Origin of the sequence: Gilliamella sp. B2889 (assembly GCF_026536885.1) — a bacterium.
In the GTDB taxonomy this organism is placed as follows: domain Bacteria; phylum Pseudomonadota; class Gammaproteobacteria; order Enterobacterales; family Orbaceae; genus Gilliamella; species Gilliamella apicola_E.
Genome location: NZ_JAFNNF010000007.1, coordinates 13,479 through 31,652 on the forward strand (window position 1 = coordinate 13,479; position 18,174 = coordinate 31,652).

The following is an 18,174-nucleotide window of genomic DNA, read 5'->3' on the forward strand; positions in this document are numbered from 1 at the left end:
CTCACTATTATTGCATTAAAATAGATAAAATAAACTTTTACAAGTTATTTCTTTCAAAAATGAGTACTAGTACCCAAAATTGAGAATAAGTTAACTTATATTGTTGACTTTATTGATTTTCTGTATTAGTTCATGCAAAATGGGGAAAAAATGACAAATTAGTTATAAATGGAGGCAACAACCATGGCAAAACTGTCAGGCGCAGAAATGGTCATTCAATCCTTGATTGATCAGGGAGTTAAGCAAATTTTTGGTTACCCAGGAGGCAGTGTTCTAGATATTTATGATGCCATTCATACCCTAGGTGGAATTGAGCATATTTTAGTCCGTCATGAACAAGCTGCTGTCCATATGGCTGATGGTTATGCCAGATCAACTGGTGATGTCGGTGTCGTTTTGGTTACCTCTGGTCCTGGCGCAACGAATACTATTACCGGTATTGCTACTGCTTATATGGATTCTGTGCCTTTAGTTATCTTATCAGGTCAAGTCGCCAGTAATTTAATTGGTAATGATGCTTTCCAAGAGTGTGATATGGTTGGGATCTCTCGCCCGATTGTTAAACATAGCTTTTTAATAAAAGATAGCAAAGATATTCCAGAAACGATAAAAAAAGCATTTTATATTGCCTCAACAGGCCGACCAGGTCCAGTTGTGATTGATTTGCCAAAAGATATTGTTAATCCGGCAAATAAATATAACTATAGCTATCCACAATCAGTCTCAATGCGCTCTTACAATCCAACCATTCAAGGGCATAAAGGACAAATCAAAAAAGCATTAACTACATTATTATCAGCTAAAAAACCTGTTCTATATATTGGTGGCGGTGTAATTAGTGCCAATGCTAGCGACGCGGTTAAATCTTTAGCTGATAAATTAAATCTTCCTGTTGCCTCAACATTAATGGGAATTAGTGCTTTTCCAGGAACTGATAAAAAATATTTAGGTATGATTGGTATGCATGGTGTCTATGAAGCGAATATGGCAATGCATAACGCCGATGTGATTTTTGCTGTCGGTGCTCGCTTTGATGATAGAACGACTAATAATGTTGAAAAATATTGTCCTAAAGCAAAAATTATTCATATTGATATTGATCCAACGTCAATATCTAAAACAGTATCCGCTGCAATTCCGGTAGTTGGCGATGCTAAAAAAGTACTTGAAACAATGTTAACTCAACTCAATGAAATTAATGTTGATCGTGATTTAGATGCGCTAATCGATTGGTGGAAGCAAATTGACCATTGGCGTGCACGTAAATGTTTAGCATACAGCCACAAAGGTAAAAGCATTAAACCACAAGAAGCCATTGAAGTTTTATATAAATTAACCAAAGGTGACGCATATATTGCTACCGATGTAGGTCAACATCAAATGTTTACGGCGCTTTATTACCCATTTGACAAACCGCGTCACTTTATTACTTCTGGTGGACTGGGTACTATGGGATTTGGTTTGCCAGCGGCATTAGGTGTTAAACTTGCGTTTCCTAAAAAGCATGTAGTTTGTGTGACTGGTGATGGAAGTATTCAGATGAATATTCAAGAGCTTTCAACCGCATTGCAATATGGTTTGCCAGTGATTGTATTAAATCTTAACAATCGCTTTTTAGGGATGGTTAAACAGTGGCAAGATATGATTTATGCAGGTCGTCACTCTTCATCTTATATGGAGTCACTCCCCGATTTTGCAAAAATTGCCGAAGCTTATGGTCATGTAGGTATGAGGATTGATAAACGTGAAGATCTGGAACCGAAACTGAAAGAAGCGCTTTCGATAAAAAATCGTTTAGTCTTTATTGATGTCATGACGGATGCTACGGAACATGTTTATCCAATGCAAATTCGTGGTGGAGCAATGAATGAAATGTGGCTAAGTAAAACGGAGAGAACCTAATGCGTTATATACTATCAATTTTAACAGAAAACGAACCGGGTGCTTTGTCACGAATCATTGGTTTATTTTCACAACGTGGATTCAACATTGAATCGATTACTACTGCACAAACCGAAGATCCAACCATGAGTCGTATGACGATTCAAACAACGGGGGATGAGCATGTAATTGAGCAGATCCAAAAACAACTGCATAAGCTGGTCAATGTTTATCGGGTGAATGATTTAACCGAAGGTCCTCACGTTGAGCGTGAAATCATGCTGGTTAAAGTGGCGGCGAAAGGTTCTGATGCGCGTGATGAAGTAAAACGCTGTGCTGATATTTTTCGAGGCTCGATAGTCGATGTAACTGCTACTCATTATATTGTACAGTTATCAGGAACGAGCGAAAAGTTAGACTCGTTTTTAGCCTCAATTCGTGAAACGTGTAATATTGTTGAAATTGTGCGTTCTGGAATTATCGGTCTATCCCGGAGTGAAAAAACAGTCAATCATTAATTTTATAATTAAAAGTTAAATTTTTACTTTATTATAAAATAAGACTTATAAGGAATAAGTTTTAATGCCATTTATTGTTTTTTTGACGATAATTCAATTAATTATTTCATTTATTTATTCTATTATTTCTTATCCAATAAAAAAATTTAGAATAAATAAATATAAAAATAAGCTAATAGCCGGTAGTTTTACTGACCTCAAACCTTTTAGAATGTTAACTAAACAGGAAAGAGATGGTTTAGAAACCTATTTATCGATGAACCAATCTTCTGGGAAAAAAAAGTCATCATTAGTTTCTCGAGAAGTGATGTTAATATCCGGTAGTTGTGTCAAACAAACTAAATTTTCGCATACCGAAAACACTTGTTCCTATAAAATCCAAAATATTGATGTTGTATTTCCTTTCAATATGGATCGTTACCTTACTGATTATAACGAAGTTGAAATTGCGCTTACGCAAAATTTCGCTATTGCTGTTAAGGTCAATGATCACCAAATAGGTTCAGCATTATATGCGACCTATTTGGCGGATGAAAAAAATGATAAACAGAGTTCGGTATATTGGCAGAGCGGCGTTTCAAAATACTCCAAAGACGAAAACTTCGATGAAAATGCTATTCATACAGTAAGGCCAAACGTTAAACTCAGTAAAAAATTGGGTTACGAAATTTTATCAGTTCGAAAAGAAACATCTCAAGAATCAGCTTCCCGTAACAAATTAAATAAAGGAATACTCACGGTATTTTTTTGTTCTTTTGTCGTAAGCTATTTTAATCGTTTTTGGGACACAAAAGAATTAAACGATCTGTTTTGGTTTGCAGTGAATTTGCTGGTTGCTATTTACTTTTATTTTCGTAAACCAAAAAATAAAGCTAAAGTACGATTTATTAATCAAATAAAAGGAAAAATAGATAAAAAAATTGTTAAATCTAATGAGATTATAATTGGCCATGGTTTGAAATTAAAGTATCCCAAAAATTGGCAATCATTTATCCCTGAAAATAGCGCTTTTGATGTTGATTTAGATGTTGATGTTGAGAGTAAAAAAATTGTCCGTTATGGCTACGATATGTCGGTTAATAAAGAGGTTGAACAATTTGGGACACCAAAATTTTGGGGACGTAATCTATGGCTTTTTTTAGCTGGCATGTTCTACCTTTATGCTATCAATAATCAAGCAAAGGTGAGTGACAATTTCTTATTTGCTTATCATCAATACAATCACGATTCTAAAAGTTGGTTTTTTGATGATCCATCAAAATTAGTTACTAGCGACATCAAGTCGGGTGATGTAGTGAAATTAAATTTTTTAGATGTGTCATGTGAAGTACCTGTTAAAAATAAAGCCGATAGATGTATTGAAGCATTAATTCAAAGTGCCGATACCTCTTTTCATTTAGCCAGTTCCTCAAGCTATTTTCTTCTACATGGTTTAAAAGAAAATACAACTTCTCAATCAGGTGCGAGTGAAGATCCACAATCTATCGTTCATGCAGATCATGTCACGGTGTCGGGATTCGTTTCGAATGTTGATTATGACGCTAATCATACCATTTCAACATTAACCATAAATACGCAAGAGTTATACCAAAAAGATATAAGCGAAAATCTATTACCAATTTGTGTAAACTTGCTGTTATTTTTGCTTTTAGCATCAGCCACCGTTTTTAACGGTATCATGTTGTTATTGAAACCCATTGTGAATCGAATTCGTAACTTTAAAATTAAAAATATCTATACTTATCGTCTACTTTAAGTTGATTTTTACAATTATTGAGATTTTTTTTTTTTAAATTGGCAGATTAAAGACGAGAAAATTTAAATCTAACGGCGCATTAAGCGCTTTTTTTATCAATAGTCATTTATTTCCAAATTAATTTCTAAAAATGTGGCATAGAACATTGGCTTCGGACTTATGTCCTAGTTAACTGAAAAATTTCCTTATTATAATTAATTCAAATCACTAATTATTTAGGAAATATTATGACCGCACATATTAATGCTAATCCCAACGACTTTGCACAAACCGTTATCATGCCAGGTGATCCTTTACGGGCGAAATTTATTGCAGAAAATTACTTAACCGACGCCAAAGAGGTTTGTAATGTACGTAATATGCTTGGATATACTGGTTTATATCAAGGAAAAGCCGTGTCAGTAATGGGGCATGGAATGGGAATTCCATCAATAACCCTTTATGCACATGAACTAATTAATGACTTTAATGTTAAACGGATTATTCGAGTAGGTTCTTTAGGTGCCACACAGCAAAGCGTTAAAATGCGTGATGTTATTTTAGCTGTAGCAGCAGGAACCGATTCGATGACAAATCAAAAAAGAGCAAATGGTTATAACATTGCTACATCAGCGACATTTTCCTTATTACATCGAGCTTATGAAATGGCTAATAACATGAATTTACCGGTTAAAGTAGGGAATGTATTTAGCGGTGATCTTTATTATGATCCTGACGAAACATTAATAAGTACACTCGAAAAATCAGGGGTGTTAGGTATCGATATGGAAGTGGCTGGTCTATATGGAATTGCTCAACAATTCAATGTCGAATCGTTAGCGATTTTAACCGTTTCAGACCACTGCTTAACTGGTGAAGAAACAACTGCGGAAGAGAGGCAAATGACATTTAATAATATGATCAAACTTGCTTTAAACGTGGCTGTTAACTCTTAATTTATTGCGTTTCTCGGATGGAAATATGAAAAATAAATTATCGCTCACACTTATTAGTTTTTTAGCTAATTTTATTATGGCTGGCTTTGCCAGTCAGTTTGGTATGCTAATAGAACCCATAGCGCAGAGTTTTAATGCAGATGTAAACAGTGTCGCATTCATTTTTTCTTTATTAAATGGTGGGGCGTTAATAGGCACTATTTTGGCATTCTTTTTAATCGATATTATTGGGATTAAACGCATCACCTTGCTTAGTTATTCGATTATAATTGCCTGTTCGCTCATTTTATATATCACAAACTCGCTTTTGATACTTCAAGTTTGTATGACTTTGATTGGTTTGTGTGGTGGAATAGGGCTCTGCATTGCGGGGACGATTGTGGTATCAACTTGGCAAGATAAGATACAAAGTACAATGTTAGTTGTACAAGATGCGACATTTAACATTGCTGGTGTCATCTTCCCACTGATTACTACCTACGCTTTAACGCATGACTTATCTTGGGCAAGTAGCTATTTAATGGTTGGGTTGGTAACAGTCTTAATGTTATTCATCATTATATTGACTAATTTCGATTTAGTTAGTCATCCAACAGTCAGACAGTCTCAGCCATCAGAGTGGAATTTTGGGATATTATCTGCTGGTATTGGATTATTTTTGGCAATGTTAGCATTATATACCTTCTTAACGTGGGCCCCGTTATTTGTTAGCCAAAAATTTTCTATATCGTTTGAATTGGCTGGCAATATTATTACCCAATATTGGGCAGCAGCTTTAATTGGGGCATTAGTTTCAACGGTGATCGTGACGCGAGTTAAAATTGTACACTTTTTTATCTCAATTATTTTATTAGCTTTTATTATGACATTGATGATTGTCAACACCGAATACAGTGATAACGATAGCCTTGATCGCATTGGCTACTTAACTTATGGATATGGATTCGTCTGCTCTGCTTTATATAATGCCTTTGTCGCTTATGGTGTAACCTTTGTAAAAAATGCATCAAGCAAAAATGTTTCATTTATTTTAATCAGTGGCAGTGCAGGGGCGATGTTTAGCCCAGCTATTAGCTCAATACTGCATAACTATTTAGACATTCAAGTTATTATGAATACCATACCAATATATTATGCTGTTATTATCGTTATGTTGGCTATATCAATGTTCTTAAAGAAAAGAGCTCTAAAAAAGTAATCAATGAAATTAACTTAGGATATCGCTTTTATTACAATGGTTGACTATAATGATGCCTCTTCAGAATGAGATAACGCGATAGATAATTAACTATCAATATGTTATCGATTCTGATGGGGTATATATTTTGTGGTTAAAAACTTCGGTGATATGAAACTAAAATCTTTAAATAAAGGTCGATTTAGCCGTTATTGGCAGGAAAACAATAAATTACTCGAATCAATTATAGAACAATGCATTGTAGAAAAGAAAATTGTCGATGAAAAAACCACGCTTTTTCATCAAGGATGTAAAGTCGATAATTTAGTTGTTGTTTATAATGGTACGATTTCGATACGCTATCAGGCCAATAATGGTCGTCGATTCCATCTTGGTACAGTAGATTGTGATGAGCATATATTTGGTGAAATGGAGTTTTTTACCGACTATTTATGTCAATTTGATATCATTGCCGAAGAAGCCCTAACTGTCGCTATCGTGAGCATTGATAAATTATATCAATCATTACTCAAATATCCTAAATTAGCACTGTTTTTTGCTAGTGCTATTGCTTTTGATTATCAAGAAACATTAGATATCTTCTTAAAAAGAACCTTATATTCAATCTGTTATAACATTGCTTATGATATATATCAGCATCATCTAAATATTCATCCCGTTAATAATTTTCAAAAAAACTACTTAGAAGCAGAACGTTTTGGCACTACCGATCGTGTCTATCGTCGGGCCGTTAATGAATTAATTAATTTAGATATTATTCATAAAGTTGCTGGTAAATTGGAAATTAAGGATATTGATAATTTAAAAGATTTTATCGAATTCAGAGGAAAATTCGCTAAATAGAGTAGGAATAGATTAAAAATAAACTCGTTTTTTAAAAACGCAGTTTTTTAATAAAAGAATTATTGGATTAAGGAATGACTATGGATTGGTTTACGCTTGTAAAAATTGGCATTTTAATTTTTGGAATGGTTAGCTTTATTCTTTTTAAAGGCGAGCGCAGTATAAATAAGGATAATTTAGACGACCACTTAAGCCTACGTGAACCAATAAGAGATCTAACGGATGAAGAGCTAGACCTATTACAACCGTTTTTAACCAGTAAAATGGCGGTTTATCCCTATAAATTTCAATCCTCACTAGTTGATAACAAAGTATCACAACTTCAAGGGATTTGTTGTCGTCATAGTCTTAACAAAAATACTGATGAAATTGACTATTATTATGAAATAGACGATATAGAGCTGTTCTTTCCATATAATATGGATAAGCATATTGATCAATTTAATATCATAGAAGTTGTATTTACCAAACGGTATGGGATTGTCGTTAACATTAATAATCACGATATTAAGACAGCACAAGAAAACTATGATCCAAACGAGGAATATGAATTTAAAGATTTTGGGCATTTAAAAGAGCATGCTGACAAATTTTATGAAAAACGCAACGATAATATAGATGCTTTTGATATTGAGTCACTCACTATTTATGATGGTGAGCGCGATTACACGCAAATTGATCAAAAAAATGATTTGAAAAACCTCGATGAGGTAAATTCAGACGATTTAATTAATAAAAAACTCTACCAACGAGAATAAACACCATTGGAAGCCACAATTCGAAGCAAATTTAGAAATTATTTACCATTTGCTATTAGCAATGTTTTTATTGATATTGTCATGTCATTAACCACGATGATTAACGGTGTTAAAAGAGTTAATAAAAAAAGTTAATCAACGTCGAATTAAAGAAATTAAAAAATAATATGAAAATAGATTAGGTACTATCATTAATCTTGAAAAAACCGTTTTAATATAAAGTTTAAATAAAAAGATCTTAAAATTATGTTAACTATTTTAGCCACTTTAGCCACTATTTTTTTCGTATTCGTGATGGTTTGTTCAATCATCTTGATACGACAAGTAAAGAAAGATTTAAATAAAAAAAGGCCCACTAAAAAAGAAACCTTTATCCGTGAAAATGCAACTCGACAACTAACTGAAGAAGAAGCTACTTTTCTTCAGCCTTATCTTGATGATAAAGAAAAAATTACGCCGCCTTATCAATGGGAAAGCTCACTAATTAATTCTGATGTTACGACAATTAAAGGGTATATTGAAAAAGAATTTACTGATGCAATCAGTTATGAATATTATTACAAGATAGGCAATATTCAGTTATTTTTTCCTTATAATATGGATATCGGTATTATGGGCTTTGAAGCTCGATATCAAGGGGAATTTATCACCAAGACTAAAATTCTCAATACGGTTGAAATTGTCTTTACTAATAGTTATGCAATCGTTGTTAAAATAAACAGTTATGATTTATTGCAAGCTAGTTTAAAACTGCTATCTCGTAAACAGGAACAACTCAATGATTTTTGGCAGACGGGAAAAATTAAACCTATTCGTATGAATAGTATAGAAAGATCTAATGAGACCTTAACACAACTAGTAACAGAGACATCTGAAAAAAAACCGCCTTTTGAAATTCTTAGCAAACGAGAAAAAAATCAATTTGAAACCGCGCTTCAAGACCGAAGCAATTCTGGCAAATTAATGACAGTTTTTTTTGTTTTAGGCGTAATATTTTTATTAGCTTTAGAACATTTTCAGTCGATTGCCTTGGTTATTTTTTCAATCATCTGTTTTATTTTTTCCCTAATAGCATCGCGTATAAAACGAGAATTGCCGACCGAATATGTTAATCATATCAAAGCTGAAATAAGGCTTAACAAGCCTAGCTATTGCCGATTGTTTATCGATTCGAACATTGATGTTTACTATCCTGCATATTGGAAAATGTTTCTCCCAAATAACACCGATATACCGATTGATATGCAGGTCGAACTTAAAACTAAACAATTGCTTAGTTGCGGTGAATATTTATCGATTAGCGAAGAAGTAAAAAATTATGGTGCACCTAAACTTGTTCATCATAATATTATATTAGCCATTACGGGATTAATATTGGCTATCTTAATTTTCTTTTTTACTCATGCGGGTGAAAAATTTGATTTTAGGTATCAGCAATTAACCGCACCAGACACTACGTGGAATATTGATGATAAAGTAAATTTAAAGCAATCCACCATCCACTCTTTGGATCGAGTTAATTTGGATCTATCTCGTATTTTATGTGATATTCAAAATACGCAAGATATCAAATCTCAACACCTTCAATGTGATAAAATAAAGGGTATTTCATCAGGTAATAGTAGCAAAATTACGGATCAAGTTAGCCAAGAAAACTATCATAATGGAGAAATTTCGAAACTAACACTTTCAACTGATTATGGAAATGATATCGATAAAAATCAGTTATTTTTATCGCCAATTTTGATCAACAATTTTGTCTTTCTGTTTGTTATCTTCATCGCCTTAATTAATACTATTATTTATATATGGAAAAAAGCCGCCAACCAATTTAGGCTCGAAAAAATTATTAGTCATTATCAAGATAAAATTCTTGAATATAACGATTAACTGTTCTGGGTTAATAGCAGTAATTAAATAATAGACACCAAGTTAGTAAACAAACTAAGTAATTAAACTCAATTATTCAATTGTGAGAGAAACCATATTCTGTTATACTAATTTCCCGTCTGATTCATCATATATTGCATGGGTTTTATCATTTAAACTAATGTGATATTGTTCAATTAAATTAATAATGGTCTGGTATTAATGGTCACGAATTATATTTTTGTTACAGGCGGTGTCGTTTCTTCTTTAGGTAAAGGCATTGCCGCAGCCTCATTAGCTGCAATTTTAGAAGCCCGCAATTTAAAAGTCACCATGCTAAAACTCGATCCCTACATCAACGTCGATCCGGGAACAATGAGCCCAATTCAACATGGTGAAGTTTTTGTGACTGAAGACGGTGCCGAAACCGATCTCGATTTGGGTCATTATGAGCGTTTTATTCGCACCAAAATGAGCCGAAAAAACAATTTTACAACTGGACGTATTTATTCTGACGTTTTACGAAAAGAGCGTCGTGGAGACTATTTAGGCGCGACAGTCCAAGTTATCCCTCATATTACCAATGCGATTAAAGATCGTGTTATTGATGGTGCCAAAGGTTACGATGTCGCTATCGTTGAAGTGGGTGGCACAGTGGGTGATATCGAATCACTACCATTCTTAGAAGCAATTCGCCAATTAGCGGTTGATGTTGGTCGTGAACATACCTTATTTATGCACTTAACATTAGTGCCTTATCTTGCATCATCAGGTGAAGTTAAAACCAAACCGACCCAACACTCAGTTAAAGAGTTATTATCAATTGGTATTCAACCTGACATACTAATTTGCCGTTCAGATCGCGCAATTCCGGCTAACGAAAGAGCTAAAATTGCACTATTTTGTAATGTGCCTGAACGAGCGGTGATTTCACTTAAAGATGTTGATTCGATTTATAAAATTCCAGCATTATTGAAATCACAAAATTTAGATACCTACGTGTGCAATCGTTTCCATCTCGAATGTAAGGAAGCCGATCTTTCTGAATGGGAACAAGTCATCTATGAAGAAGCTAATCCAGTAGGTGAAGTCACAATTGGCATGGTAGGTAAATACATCGAATTACCTGATGCATATAAATCAGTAAATGAAGCGTTAAAACACGGTGGATTAAAAAACCGTTTAACTGTTCATATTCGTTATATTGATTCAGAAGACCTCGAATCACGCGGTACCGATTTACTTGCAGGCTTAGATGCGATTTTAATACCGGGTGGATTTGGTTATCGTGGCGTTGAAGGTAAAATTATTGCTGCGCGCTATGCACGTGAAAACAAAATACCTTATTTAGGAATTTGCCTCGGAATGCAAGTTGCTATGATAGAGTATGCACGTAATGTAGCGGGTATTAAAGATGCCAACTCTACAGAGTTTGTAAAAGATTGTGCAAGCCCTGTTATTGGATTAATCACTGAATGGAGTGATGAGTCTGGTAATGTGGTTCAACGTAATGAAAATAGCGACTTAGGTGGCACCATGCGTTTAGGTTCGCAAATCTGTCATTTAGAGCCAAATTCATTAGTCGCTCAAATGTATAAAAAAGAGTCGATAACCGAACGTCACCGTCACCGTTACGAAGTCAATAACAACTTATTACCAGAAGTTGTCAAGGCTGGCTTAAAAGTGACAGGGTTATCAACTGATAAAAAATTAGTGGAAATTATTGAAATTCCAGACCATCCTTGGTTTGTTGCATGTCAGTTCCATCCAGAATTTACATCAACTCCACGTGATGGACATCCATTATTTAGTAGTTTTGTTAAAGCTGCCAAAGATTATCAAGATCAGCAGCAAAAATAATTTATGTTTACATTAGGTATATATCTGTCATATAGAGGAAAATAACATGGCAAAAATCGTTAAAGTACATGGTCGTGAAGTCATCGACTCTCGTGGTAACCCAACTGTTGAAGCTGAAGTTCATTTAGAAGGTGGTTTCGTTGGTCTTGCAATCGTTCCATCTGGTGCATCAACAGGTTCACGTGAAGCGTTAGAACTTCGCGATGGTGACAAATCTCGCTTTTTAGGTAAAGGCGTACTTAAAGCTGTTGAAAACGTAAATGGACCAATCGCTAAAGCAGTTATTGGTAAAGATGCGTTAGATCAAGCTGCAATCGACCAAATCATGCTTGATTTAGACGGTACTGATTTCAAATCTAACTTAGGTGCTAACTCAATCCTAGCAGTATCTTTAGCAACAGCTAAAGCAGCAGCTGCAGCGAAAGGTGTACCACTTTATCAACACATCGCTGACCTAAATGGTACTCCAGGTCAATACTCTATGCCATTACCAATGATGAACATCATCAACGGTGGTGAACACGCTGATAACAACATCGACCTTCAAGAATTCATGATTCAACCAGTTGGTGCTAAAACAGTTCGTGAAGCAATCCGTATGGGTTCTGAAGTATTCCACAACTTAGCAAAAGTACTTCACGCTAAAGGCATGAATACTGCTGTTGGTGACGAAGGTGGTTTTGCACCTAACTTAGGTTCAAACGCTGAAGCATTAGCATGTATCAAAGAAGCTGTAGAAAAAGCAGGTTATGTACTAGGTAAAGACATTACTTTAGCGATGGACTGTGCTGCATCTGAATTCTACAACAAAGAAACTGGTAAATACGTATTAAAAGGTGAAGGAAACAAAGAATTCACTGCTGAAGAATTTACTCACTATTTAGAAGGTTTAACTAATGAGTATCCAATCGTATCAATCGAAGATGGTTTAGATGAAAGCGATTGGGAAGGTTGGGCATACCAAACTAAAGCATTAGGTCACAAAATCCAATTAGTTGGTGACGATCTATTTGTAACTAACACCAAAATCTTCAAACAAGGTATTGAAAAAGGTATCGCTAACTCAATCCTAGTTAAAGTTAACCAAATCGGTACATTAACTGAATCTATCGCAGCAGTTAAAATGGCGAAAGATGCTGGTTATACAGCAGTAATTTCACACCGTAGTGGTGAAACTGAAGATTCAACAATTGCTGATTTAGCTGTTGGTTTAGCTGCTGGTCAAATCAAAACTGGTTCTATGAGCCGTTCTGACCGTGTTGCTAAATACAACCAATTAATCCGTATTGAAGAAGCGCTTGGTTCAAAAGCACCATTCAACGGTTTAAAAGAAGTTAAAGGTCAATAATTCGTTTTTTTAAACGATCTTAAAAACGGTGACACAGTTCACCGTTTTTTTATTCATCACACCGCTAGGGTTGCGTTGACTAAGGTTGTGTTGTACTCTTATCAGCTTACTTAAAACATTTAAATTTACGTTAATATTAAATTGATATTTAATAATTTAGCCACATATAATTTTCTTACAAACTTACGAACACATTTTTCTGCTTATGAATAATATTACGAATATGTCCCAGCCTAAAAGTAAATGGCAACTTTTTAACTGGCTTTGTACAGGTAAACTACCGCTTAATGAACTATGGCTTAAACCGACTTATCGTTATAAATTTTTTTTCAGGACCCTATTTTTAAGCCCAATAACGCTTAAATTATTAGATAAATTAAGACAATACCCATTACTTGGATACTATCTATCATGCCAAACCAATTTACCCTGTAAATTACAACGACCTTATTTAGCATCTTGCTTAAGTCAACAAGAGCGCTATGAAGCCTTAGCCTATCATTATGACTTTTTAGCAAATCATCCTGATAGCATGACTAAAGCTTTTTACAATCCAAATTCATCATTTGAACTAGCAAGTGTTATGGCTAAGAACGAAGCTAACATAAAAATCGCCATCCAAGCACGTAACAAGTTTGCTCGTGAAGGTGAGCTAAGCTTATATTTTTATGACAATGATGGCATTGATTTAGCCACGTTAACCTTCACCATTAACCAATACCAACAAAAACCAACACTGTTTATAGCAGGATTACAAGGAACAGGGCATCAAGACGCTCGCACCAGAGTTCAGCAAGCAACAAAACAGTGTTATGGATTATTTCCTAAACGTGTGGTGGTGGAAGCCGCATTAATTATTGCTCGTTATTTCCAGCTTGAACAAATTATTGCTGTGGGTAATAAAACCCATGTTTACAACAACTGGCGCTACAACAGCCGACAAGAAAGAATCTTATCTGATTATGATGATTTTTGGTTAACTATTGACGGTAAACAAGACGAAAGATCGTTATTTATTTTACCCACCCAAATCAACCGAAAAGCCATTGAAGATATTGCCAGTAAAAAACGTTCTGAGTATCGCAATCGTTATGCATTATTAGATGAACTGCAAAATAAAATTGAAACTCAATTAGCAGCATTAAAATAATGGTATAGATTAACCAACTCATCAAAAAAAATCGCTTGTTCAAATAAGCAAGCGATATAAAAAAATTTTACTTTTAAAAATGAAAATAAAGGAATAAAACATGTATTTTGGTATTCTTATTGCTTTAGTGCCGTTATGTCTAGGTTATTTGATTAAATTCAAAGAGCAAAAATGGATCACCAAAATAAACCTAATCTTAAGTTGGATGGTCTATTTTATTTTATTTATCATGGGAACCGAGTTGGCTCATTTAGATAATCTAGCTTCTAACATAAAAGTTATCCTATTTTACACCGCGATCATTTTTGTTTGTACCTTTGGTGGCAATTTCATCTTTTTAGCGCTAATTGACCTATTTTTACCGTGGCGCACCACCCATAGTAAACAAAATTATGAATCACGATTCAAAATGATCTTAGAATCACTGCGAGTGTGCATTGCGCTAATCGCCGGCTTTATTGCCGGACTCTTTCCACTCTTTATTTGGCAATATAGTGAAGACATCACCAAAGTGGTACTCGTCTTTTTACTGCTACTTATTGGTATACAATTACGAAGTAACAACATCTCACTAAAACAGATCCTACTCAACAAAGTCGGTATAGTTACCACTATTATTGTGGTACTAAGTACCTTCTTAGGCGGGATTATTGCAGCACTCATATTGTCACAACCTGTACGAGTAGGGCTGGCAATGTCATCAGGCTTTGGCTGGTATTCACTATCAGGAATACTCATGACCGAAGCTCATGGCCCAATTATAGGCAGTGCCGCTTTCCTAAATGACATCCTACGCGAATTATGCGCCATTATCCTAATCCCAACCCTAATCAAACGATACAAATTCACAGCGTTAGGTTTATGTGGTGCTACATCGATGGACTTTACGCTACCTATGCTACAAAAAGGCGCGGGAATCAGCATCGTACCACCCGCAATCGTCCAAGGCTTTCTATTAACCTTAATCATGCCGATTTTTATGACCTTGTTTAATTATGGTTAAGAGTTGATATTAGAGTAAAAAAGTTGAGGAGCGGGGTTTTCTAAGCCCTAAAAAATAGTATTTTTATAACCCTTTTTTTAATCAAAAAATAAAATAATTAAAAATCATAACGTTAAAAAGATATTAAAAAAGGTTTTTTAAAACTCCAAATGCCCTTTGCCTTTTTGCAAACAACGATTATAGTATGTCTTGTTCTAGGTTTATGCCGTGTAGGCAGTTTAGAAAATATAATTTTCGAATCAATCAACACAAGTCAGTTTATTCAATGCAGATAATATCCTGTTTCTTAAAAAGTTGAGGAGTGAGGTTTTTGAGGTTTTTAAATTTCACTTAAAAACTTTTAAATGATCAAAATTACGATTTTAAATATTAAAATAAAATTTTTGAGGATCAACCGCCTTAATTTTAAAGATTTGTAATTGCAATATATTTAATTAAAACATCAGGTAACCAATTATAATTTAGATCCTTTTTAGATCCTATTTACAAAAACTAACGTAATTGAGCGAAAAAAAGTGTTGCATCGTGTTTTTCCAATCACTATACTTTTTACACGGTTTTAGCTAATAGGCTAAAATTTGACAGAAAACTATAAAATTGTAAATAAATCAAAAAATTACTTGACAGGACAGTCTAAAATGCATTATAATTTTCAACAGCCAACAGCCAACAGCCAACCTGCCAAACCTATCTTTTAAATTCGTTTAAGTCCAAATTCCATCTTAAATTTTTCGCTAACGCTTATTTTTCCACTCAATCAACAGAAATTCTGCGAATTTTCGCGCGATCGCTTCCGCGATCCTCTTTCAGATCCTGTTTTCGATCCTTCGGCTTTTCCAAATTATCCCGGCAGATTGTTTTTTTCGTGGTTCTTTTTCTTCCTTTTTCGGGTCACGCATTGACATCACAGACAACTAGGAATGCGATACAGGGTAGTGCACCGTATTTGACTTTCGACGGTGGTCGTACTCGTGCAGTTGATACTAACGGTCTGCTTGGGATTACTCTATCTGACGGAACTAGGTACACGCCTTCTACCAATTCATCATCTACAACCCCAATCGTCTTGCCGGTTGCGGGTCAGAGTTTTGCTGATATAGGTATGTTCGTTCCTACTAATACTAATTCAGTCGATTTAAGTACTCTTATCGGTCCTCCTAATAATTATTGGGGGGATGATGATGGTGATTCTGGCGCTAGTGCTACAGGTTCTTTAAGTTTATCTATCGTTGATAAAAACAATCAACCAGTGTCACGTGATACAGTGTTAACGACATGCACTGATTCTGCACCTTATAAGGTCACGTTATCCAGTACTGACGGTACATTATCTACTCGTTATTATGGTTTTCCTAATCGTAGTACTTTCAGTGCTCGTAGTGAGACTTATTACGTCAATCCTAAGGCTTCGCCGGTGGTTTGTTTTGCCAGACCTAATTTGATTGATGGTATAGGTGATTTTGCTGGCCCAGCTTCGATGTGGGACCCTGCTAAGGGTTTTATCCCTCAGTCAACCGGTCCATCATCTTACGGTCAAAACTTTCCTACAACTGGTGCTAACAAACTGTACTTTGATTTACTCATTAGTGGTGTTAGTCGGGCATTGTCTTGGTCTCCTGTCTCTCATGGAGGTATCACTGCTACTATGTCTAATTCTACTGCTATAAGCGTACGCGTTACTTTAACTGGTCCTTACGCTACCGAATACCAGATTAATTCATCCAGTCCTAGTCCTATTTCTAAACCTACTTTACCTCAGACCTTTGAGTTGGTCGGTCGTGATACTAATGGTACTCCTGTTGTCAAATATGGTTTTATTTTAAAGCAGTGGTTCGTCAACCGTGGTATTTATAGTACTGGGAATTATTCTAATGTTTTATCTTGGTGTAATAGTATTGGTTATCGTCTACCTAGCGTAAGGGATTTAACCAACGCAGTTCGTACAAACTCTCCTGCTATCTCTGGAGCCACCCCTTCCTCACGGGATAATCATTATATGCGTCATATAGGTTCAGGCTTTTTCACTGAGTGGGGTCGTATGGACCGTTACTATGGCGTTGGCTTCAGCACCTATTGGTACTGGACTAGCGATCCGTATGGTAGTGACCATTTTGTCGTGGGCATACACGGTACTGTGCCTTGGAACCCCAACAACGACTCCCTCCCTGGGCTTTGTGCCTATCCTTAGTTCTTATTTCTTCGTCCTTAATCCTTAGGTCGGGAGTGGGGGTGATAAAAAATAGTATTAGGTGATTAAAAGTAAGCTAAGAGTCAACGTCGTTTAGCCATAAAAAAAGCGATTTTGTGGCTTAGCGATGTTTGAGTTACCCGCCTTGGCGGGTTTATTTTTGATGTGTTTTATCTTAGAAAAAAAGTTGAGGAGCGGTTTTTTTTGATTTTTTTGGCTAAAAAATATTTATCTTTAAATAGCGGTTCCTTTTTTGGGGACAAAAAAATCTTTTATATCGACTTGTTCATGTTCTAGCAACCACACCTTTTTATCAATTCCGCCTGCATAACCTGTTAAGTTGCCATTTGTGCCTACTACGCGGTGACAAGGAATAATGATGGAAAGGGGGTTGTGGCCAACGGCACCGCCGACTGCTTGGCTGGACATGTTGGCGCTGATTTGTTTAGCAATATCACCATAGGTAATCACTTTACCATAAGGGATTTGTACCAATATATCCCACACTTTATGTCTAAATTCGCTACCTTGTGGTGCTAGAGCCAATTTTGTGATAGTCGGTTTTTTGCCGGCAAAGTAGTCATCCAACCATTTTTTTGTTTGATTAAATATGGCTAAATTTGGCGCCTCTTCTTTTTGGGCGCTTAGCATTTGGCCAAAATATTTTTGTCCTTCAATCCAAACACCCACTAATTCATTGTGCTGACTTGCTAGGGTGATTTGCCCCAGTGGTGATGAATAATGACTGATGTAATACATATAAAATCCTTTTTAGTCGGTTATATTATTATAGCGAGTTCTTATATTGAGAATAGGGATATTACTTTTTTTATTTATGATGGTAAATGGATTGTTAACAACTATAAT

The 18,174-nt window shown here is 35.2% G+C and carries 14 protein-coding genes; 13 read left to right on the top strand and 1 reads right to left on the bottom strand.

What is annotated here, in order from left to right:
- Positions 1–183 precede the first annotated feature (183 nt).
- The 13 genes from ilvI to J3U09_RS09945 all read left to right on the top strand — a co-directional run bounded on the left by ilvI (position 184) and on the right by J3U09_RS09945 (position 17,307).
- A complete protein-coding gene (gene ilvI, locus J3U09_RS09885) occupies positions 184–1,902 on the top strand; it encodes an acetolactate synthase 3 large subunit (RefSeq protein WP_220225906.1) in 1,719 nt (572 codons plus the stop codon).
- Positions 1,902–2,399: an acetolactate synthase small subunit gene (gene ilvN, locus J3U09_RS09890; protein WP_065563307.1), complete on the top strand. Its 498-nt coding sequence runs from the start codon at positions 1,902–1,904 to the stop codon at positions 2,397–2,399. Before ilvI ends, ilvN begins: the two co-directional genes overlap by 1 nt.
- 64 nt (positions 2,400–2,463) lie before the next feature.
- On the top strand, positions 2,464–4,155 hold the full coding sequence (locus J3U09_RS09895; RefSeq protein WP_267358090.1) for an IgaA/UmoB family intracellular growth attenuator: 1,692 nt from the start codon (positions 2,464–2,466) through the stop codon (positions 4,153–4,155).
- A 227-nt stretch (positions 4,156–4,382) separates the two neighbouring features.
- Positions 4,383–5,090, top strand: a complete 708-nt coding sequence (gene deoD / locus J3U09_RS09900) for a purine-nucleoside phosphorylase (RefSeq protein WP_065563305.1) — start codon at positions 4,383–4,385, stop codon at positions 5,088–5,090.
- Positions 5,091–5,115: 25 nt separating this feature from the next.
- On the top strand, positions 5,116–6,288 hold the full coding sequence (gene tsgA, locus J3U09_RS09905) for an MFS transporter TsgA (protein ID WP_220225908.1): 1,173 nt from the start codon (positions 5,116–5,118) through the stop codon (positions 6,286–6,288).
- Between the two features lie 150 nt (positions 6,289–6,438).
- Positions 6,439–7,131, top strand: coding sequence for a Crp/Fnr family transcriptional regulator (locus J3U09_RS09910; protein ID WP_267358091.1), 693 nt, complete (start codon positions 6,439–6,441; stop codon positions 7,129–7,131).
- 80 nt (positions 7,132–7,211) lie between these two features.
- Complete coding sequence (locus tag J3U09_RS09915) at positions 7,212–7,889, top strand: IgaA/UmoB family intracellular growth attenuator (protein ID WP_267358092.1); 678 nt, start codon at positions 7,212–7,214, stop codon at positions 7,887–7,889.
- Between the two features lie 246 nt (positions 7,890–8,135).
- Positions 8,136–9,779 carry an IgaA/UmoB family intracellular growth attenuator gene (locus J3U09_RS09920; RefSeq protein WP_267358094.1) on the top strand — a complete coding sequence of 548 codons (1,644 nt, stop codon included), beginning with the start codon at positions 8,136–8,138 and terminating at the stop codon, positions 9,777–9,779.
- A gap of 201 nt (positions 9,780–9,980) precedes the next feature.
- Positions 9,981–11,618 carry a glutamine hydrolyzing CTP synthase gene (gene pyrG, locus J3U09_RS09925; RefSeq protein ID WP_065563301.1) on the top strand — a complete coding sequence of 546 codons (1,638 nt, stop codon included), beginning with the start codon at positions 9,981–9,983 and terminating at the stop codon, positions 11,616–11,618.
- Positions 11,619–11,664: 46 nt separating this feature from the next.
- Positions 11,665–12,966 (top strand): phosphopyruvate hydratase, encoded by a 1,302-nt coding sequence (gene eno, locus J3U09_RS09930; protein ID WP_065563300.1) that lies wholly within the window; start codon positions 11,665–11,667, stop codon positions 12,964–12,966.
- A 223-nt stretch (positions 12,967–13,189) separates the two neighbouring features.
- Positions 13,190–14,116 (top strand): VirK/YbjX family protein, encoded by a 927-nt coding sequence (locus tag J3U09_RS09935; protein WP_267358096.1) that lies wholly within the window; start codon positions 13,190–13,192, stop codon positions 14,114–14,116.
- Positions 14,117–14,216: 100 nt separating this feature from the next.
- Positions 14,217–15,119 carry a lysine exporter LysO family protein gene (locus J3U09_RS09940; protein WP_065563298.1) on the top strand — a complete coding sequence of 301 codons (903 nt, stop codon included), beginning with the start codon at positions 14,217–14,219 and terminating at the stop codon, positions 15,117–15,119.
- A gap of 898 nt (positions 15,120–16,017) precedes the next feature.
- Positions 16,018–17,307 carry a hypothetical protein gene (locus J3U09_RS09945; RefSeq protein WP_267358097.1) on the top strand — a complete coding sequence of 430 codons (1,290 nt, stop codon included), beginning with the start codon at positions 16,018–16,020 and terminating at the stop codon, positions 17,305–17,307.
- A 234-nt stretch (positions 17,308–17,541) separates the two neighbouring features.
- On the opposite strand, the gene J3U09_RS09950 is transcribed toward J3U09_RS09945, so the two are convergent.
- A complete protein-coding gene (locus J3U09_RS09950; RefSeq protein ID WP_267358099.1) occupies positions 17,542–18,066 on the bottom strand; it encodes a methylated-DNA--[protein]-cysteine S-methyltransferase in 525 nt (174 codons plus the stop codon).
- Positions 18,067–18,174: the final 108 nt, after the last annotated feature.

What these genes read in the sequence shown, in the direction of transcription:
- ilvI (WP_220225906.1), top strand. Translation starts at nt 184, where the DNA reads ATGGCAAAACTGTCAGGCGCAGAAATGGTCATTCAATCCTTGATTGAT.
- ilvN (WP_065563307.1), top strand. Translation starts at nt 1,902, where the DNA reads ATGCGTTATATACTATCAATTTTAACAGAAAACGAACCGGGTGCTTTG.
- J3U09_RS09895 (WP_267358090.1), top strand. Translation starts at nt 2,464, where the DNA reads ATGCCATTTATTGTTTTTTTGACGATAATTCAATTAATTATTTCATTT.
- deoD (WP_065563305.1), top strand. Translation starts at nt 4,383, where the DNA reads ATGACCGCACATATTAATGCTAATCCCAACGACTTTGCACAAACCGTT.
- tsgA (WP_220225908.1), top strand. Translation starts at nt 5,116, where the DNA reads ATGAAAAATAAATTATCGCTCACACTTATTAGTTTTTTAGCTAATTTT.
- J3U09_RS09910 (WP_267358091.1), top strand. Translation starts at nt 6,439, where the DNA reads ATGAAACTAAAATCTTTAAATAAAGGTCGATTTAGCCGTTATTGGCAG.
- J3U09_RS09915 (WP_267358092.1), top strand. Translation starts at nt 7,212, where the DNA reads ATGGATTGGTTTACGCTTGTAAAAATTGGCATTTTAATTTTTGGAATG.
- J3U09_RS09920 (WP_267358094.1), top strand. Translation starts at nt 8,136, where the DNA reads ATGTTAACTATTTTAGCCACTTTAGCCACTATTTTTTTCGTATTCGTG.
- pyrG (WP_065563301.1), top strand. Translation starts at nt 9,981, where the DNA reads ATGGTCACGAATTATATTTTTGTTACAGGCGGTGTCGTTTCTTCTTTA.
- eno (WP_065563300.1), top strand. Translation starts at nt 11,665, where the DNA reads ATGGCAAAAATCGTTAAAGTACATGGTCGTGAAGTCATCGACTCTCGT.
- J3U09_RS09935 (WP_267358096.1), top strand. Translation starts at nt 13,190, where the DNA reads ATGTCCCAGCCTAAAAGTAAATGGCAACTTTTTAACTGGCTTTGTACA.
- J3U09_RS09940 (WP_065563298.1), top strand. Translation starts at nt 14,217, where the DNA reads ATGTATTTTGGTATTCTTATTGCTTTAGTGCCGTTATGTCTAGGTTAT.
- J3U09_RS09950 (WP_267358099.1), bottom strand. Translation starts at nt 18,066, where the DNA reads ATGTATTACATCAGTCATTATTCATCACCACTGGGGCAAATCACCCTA.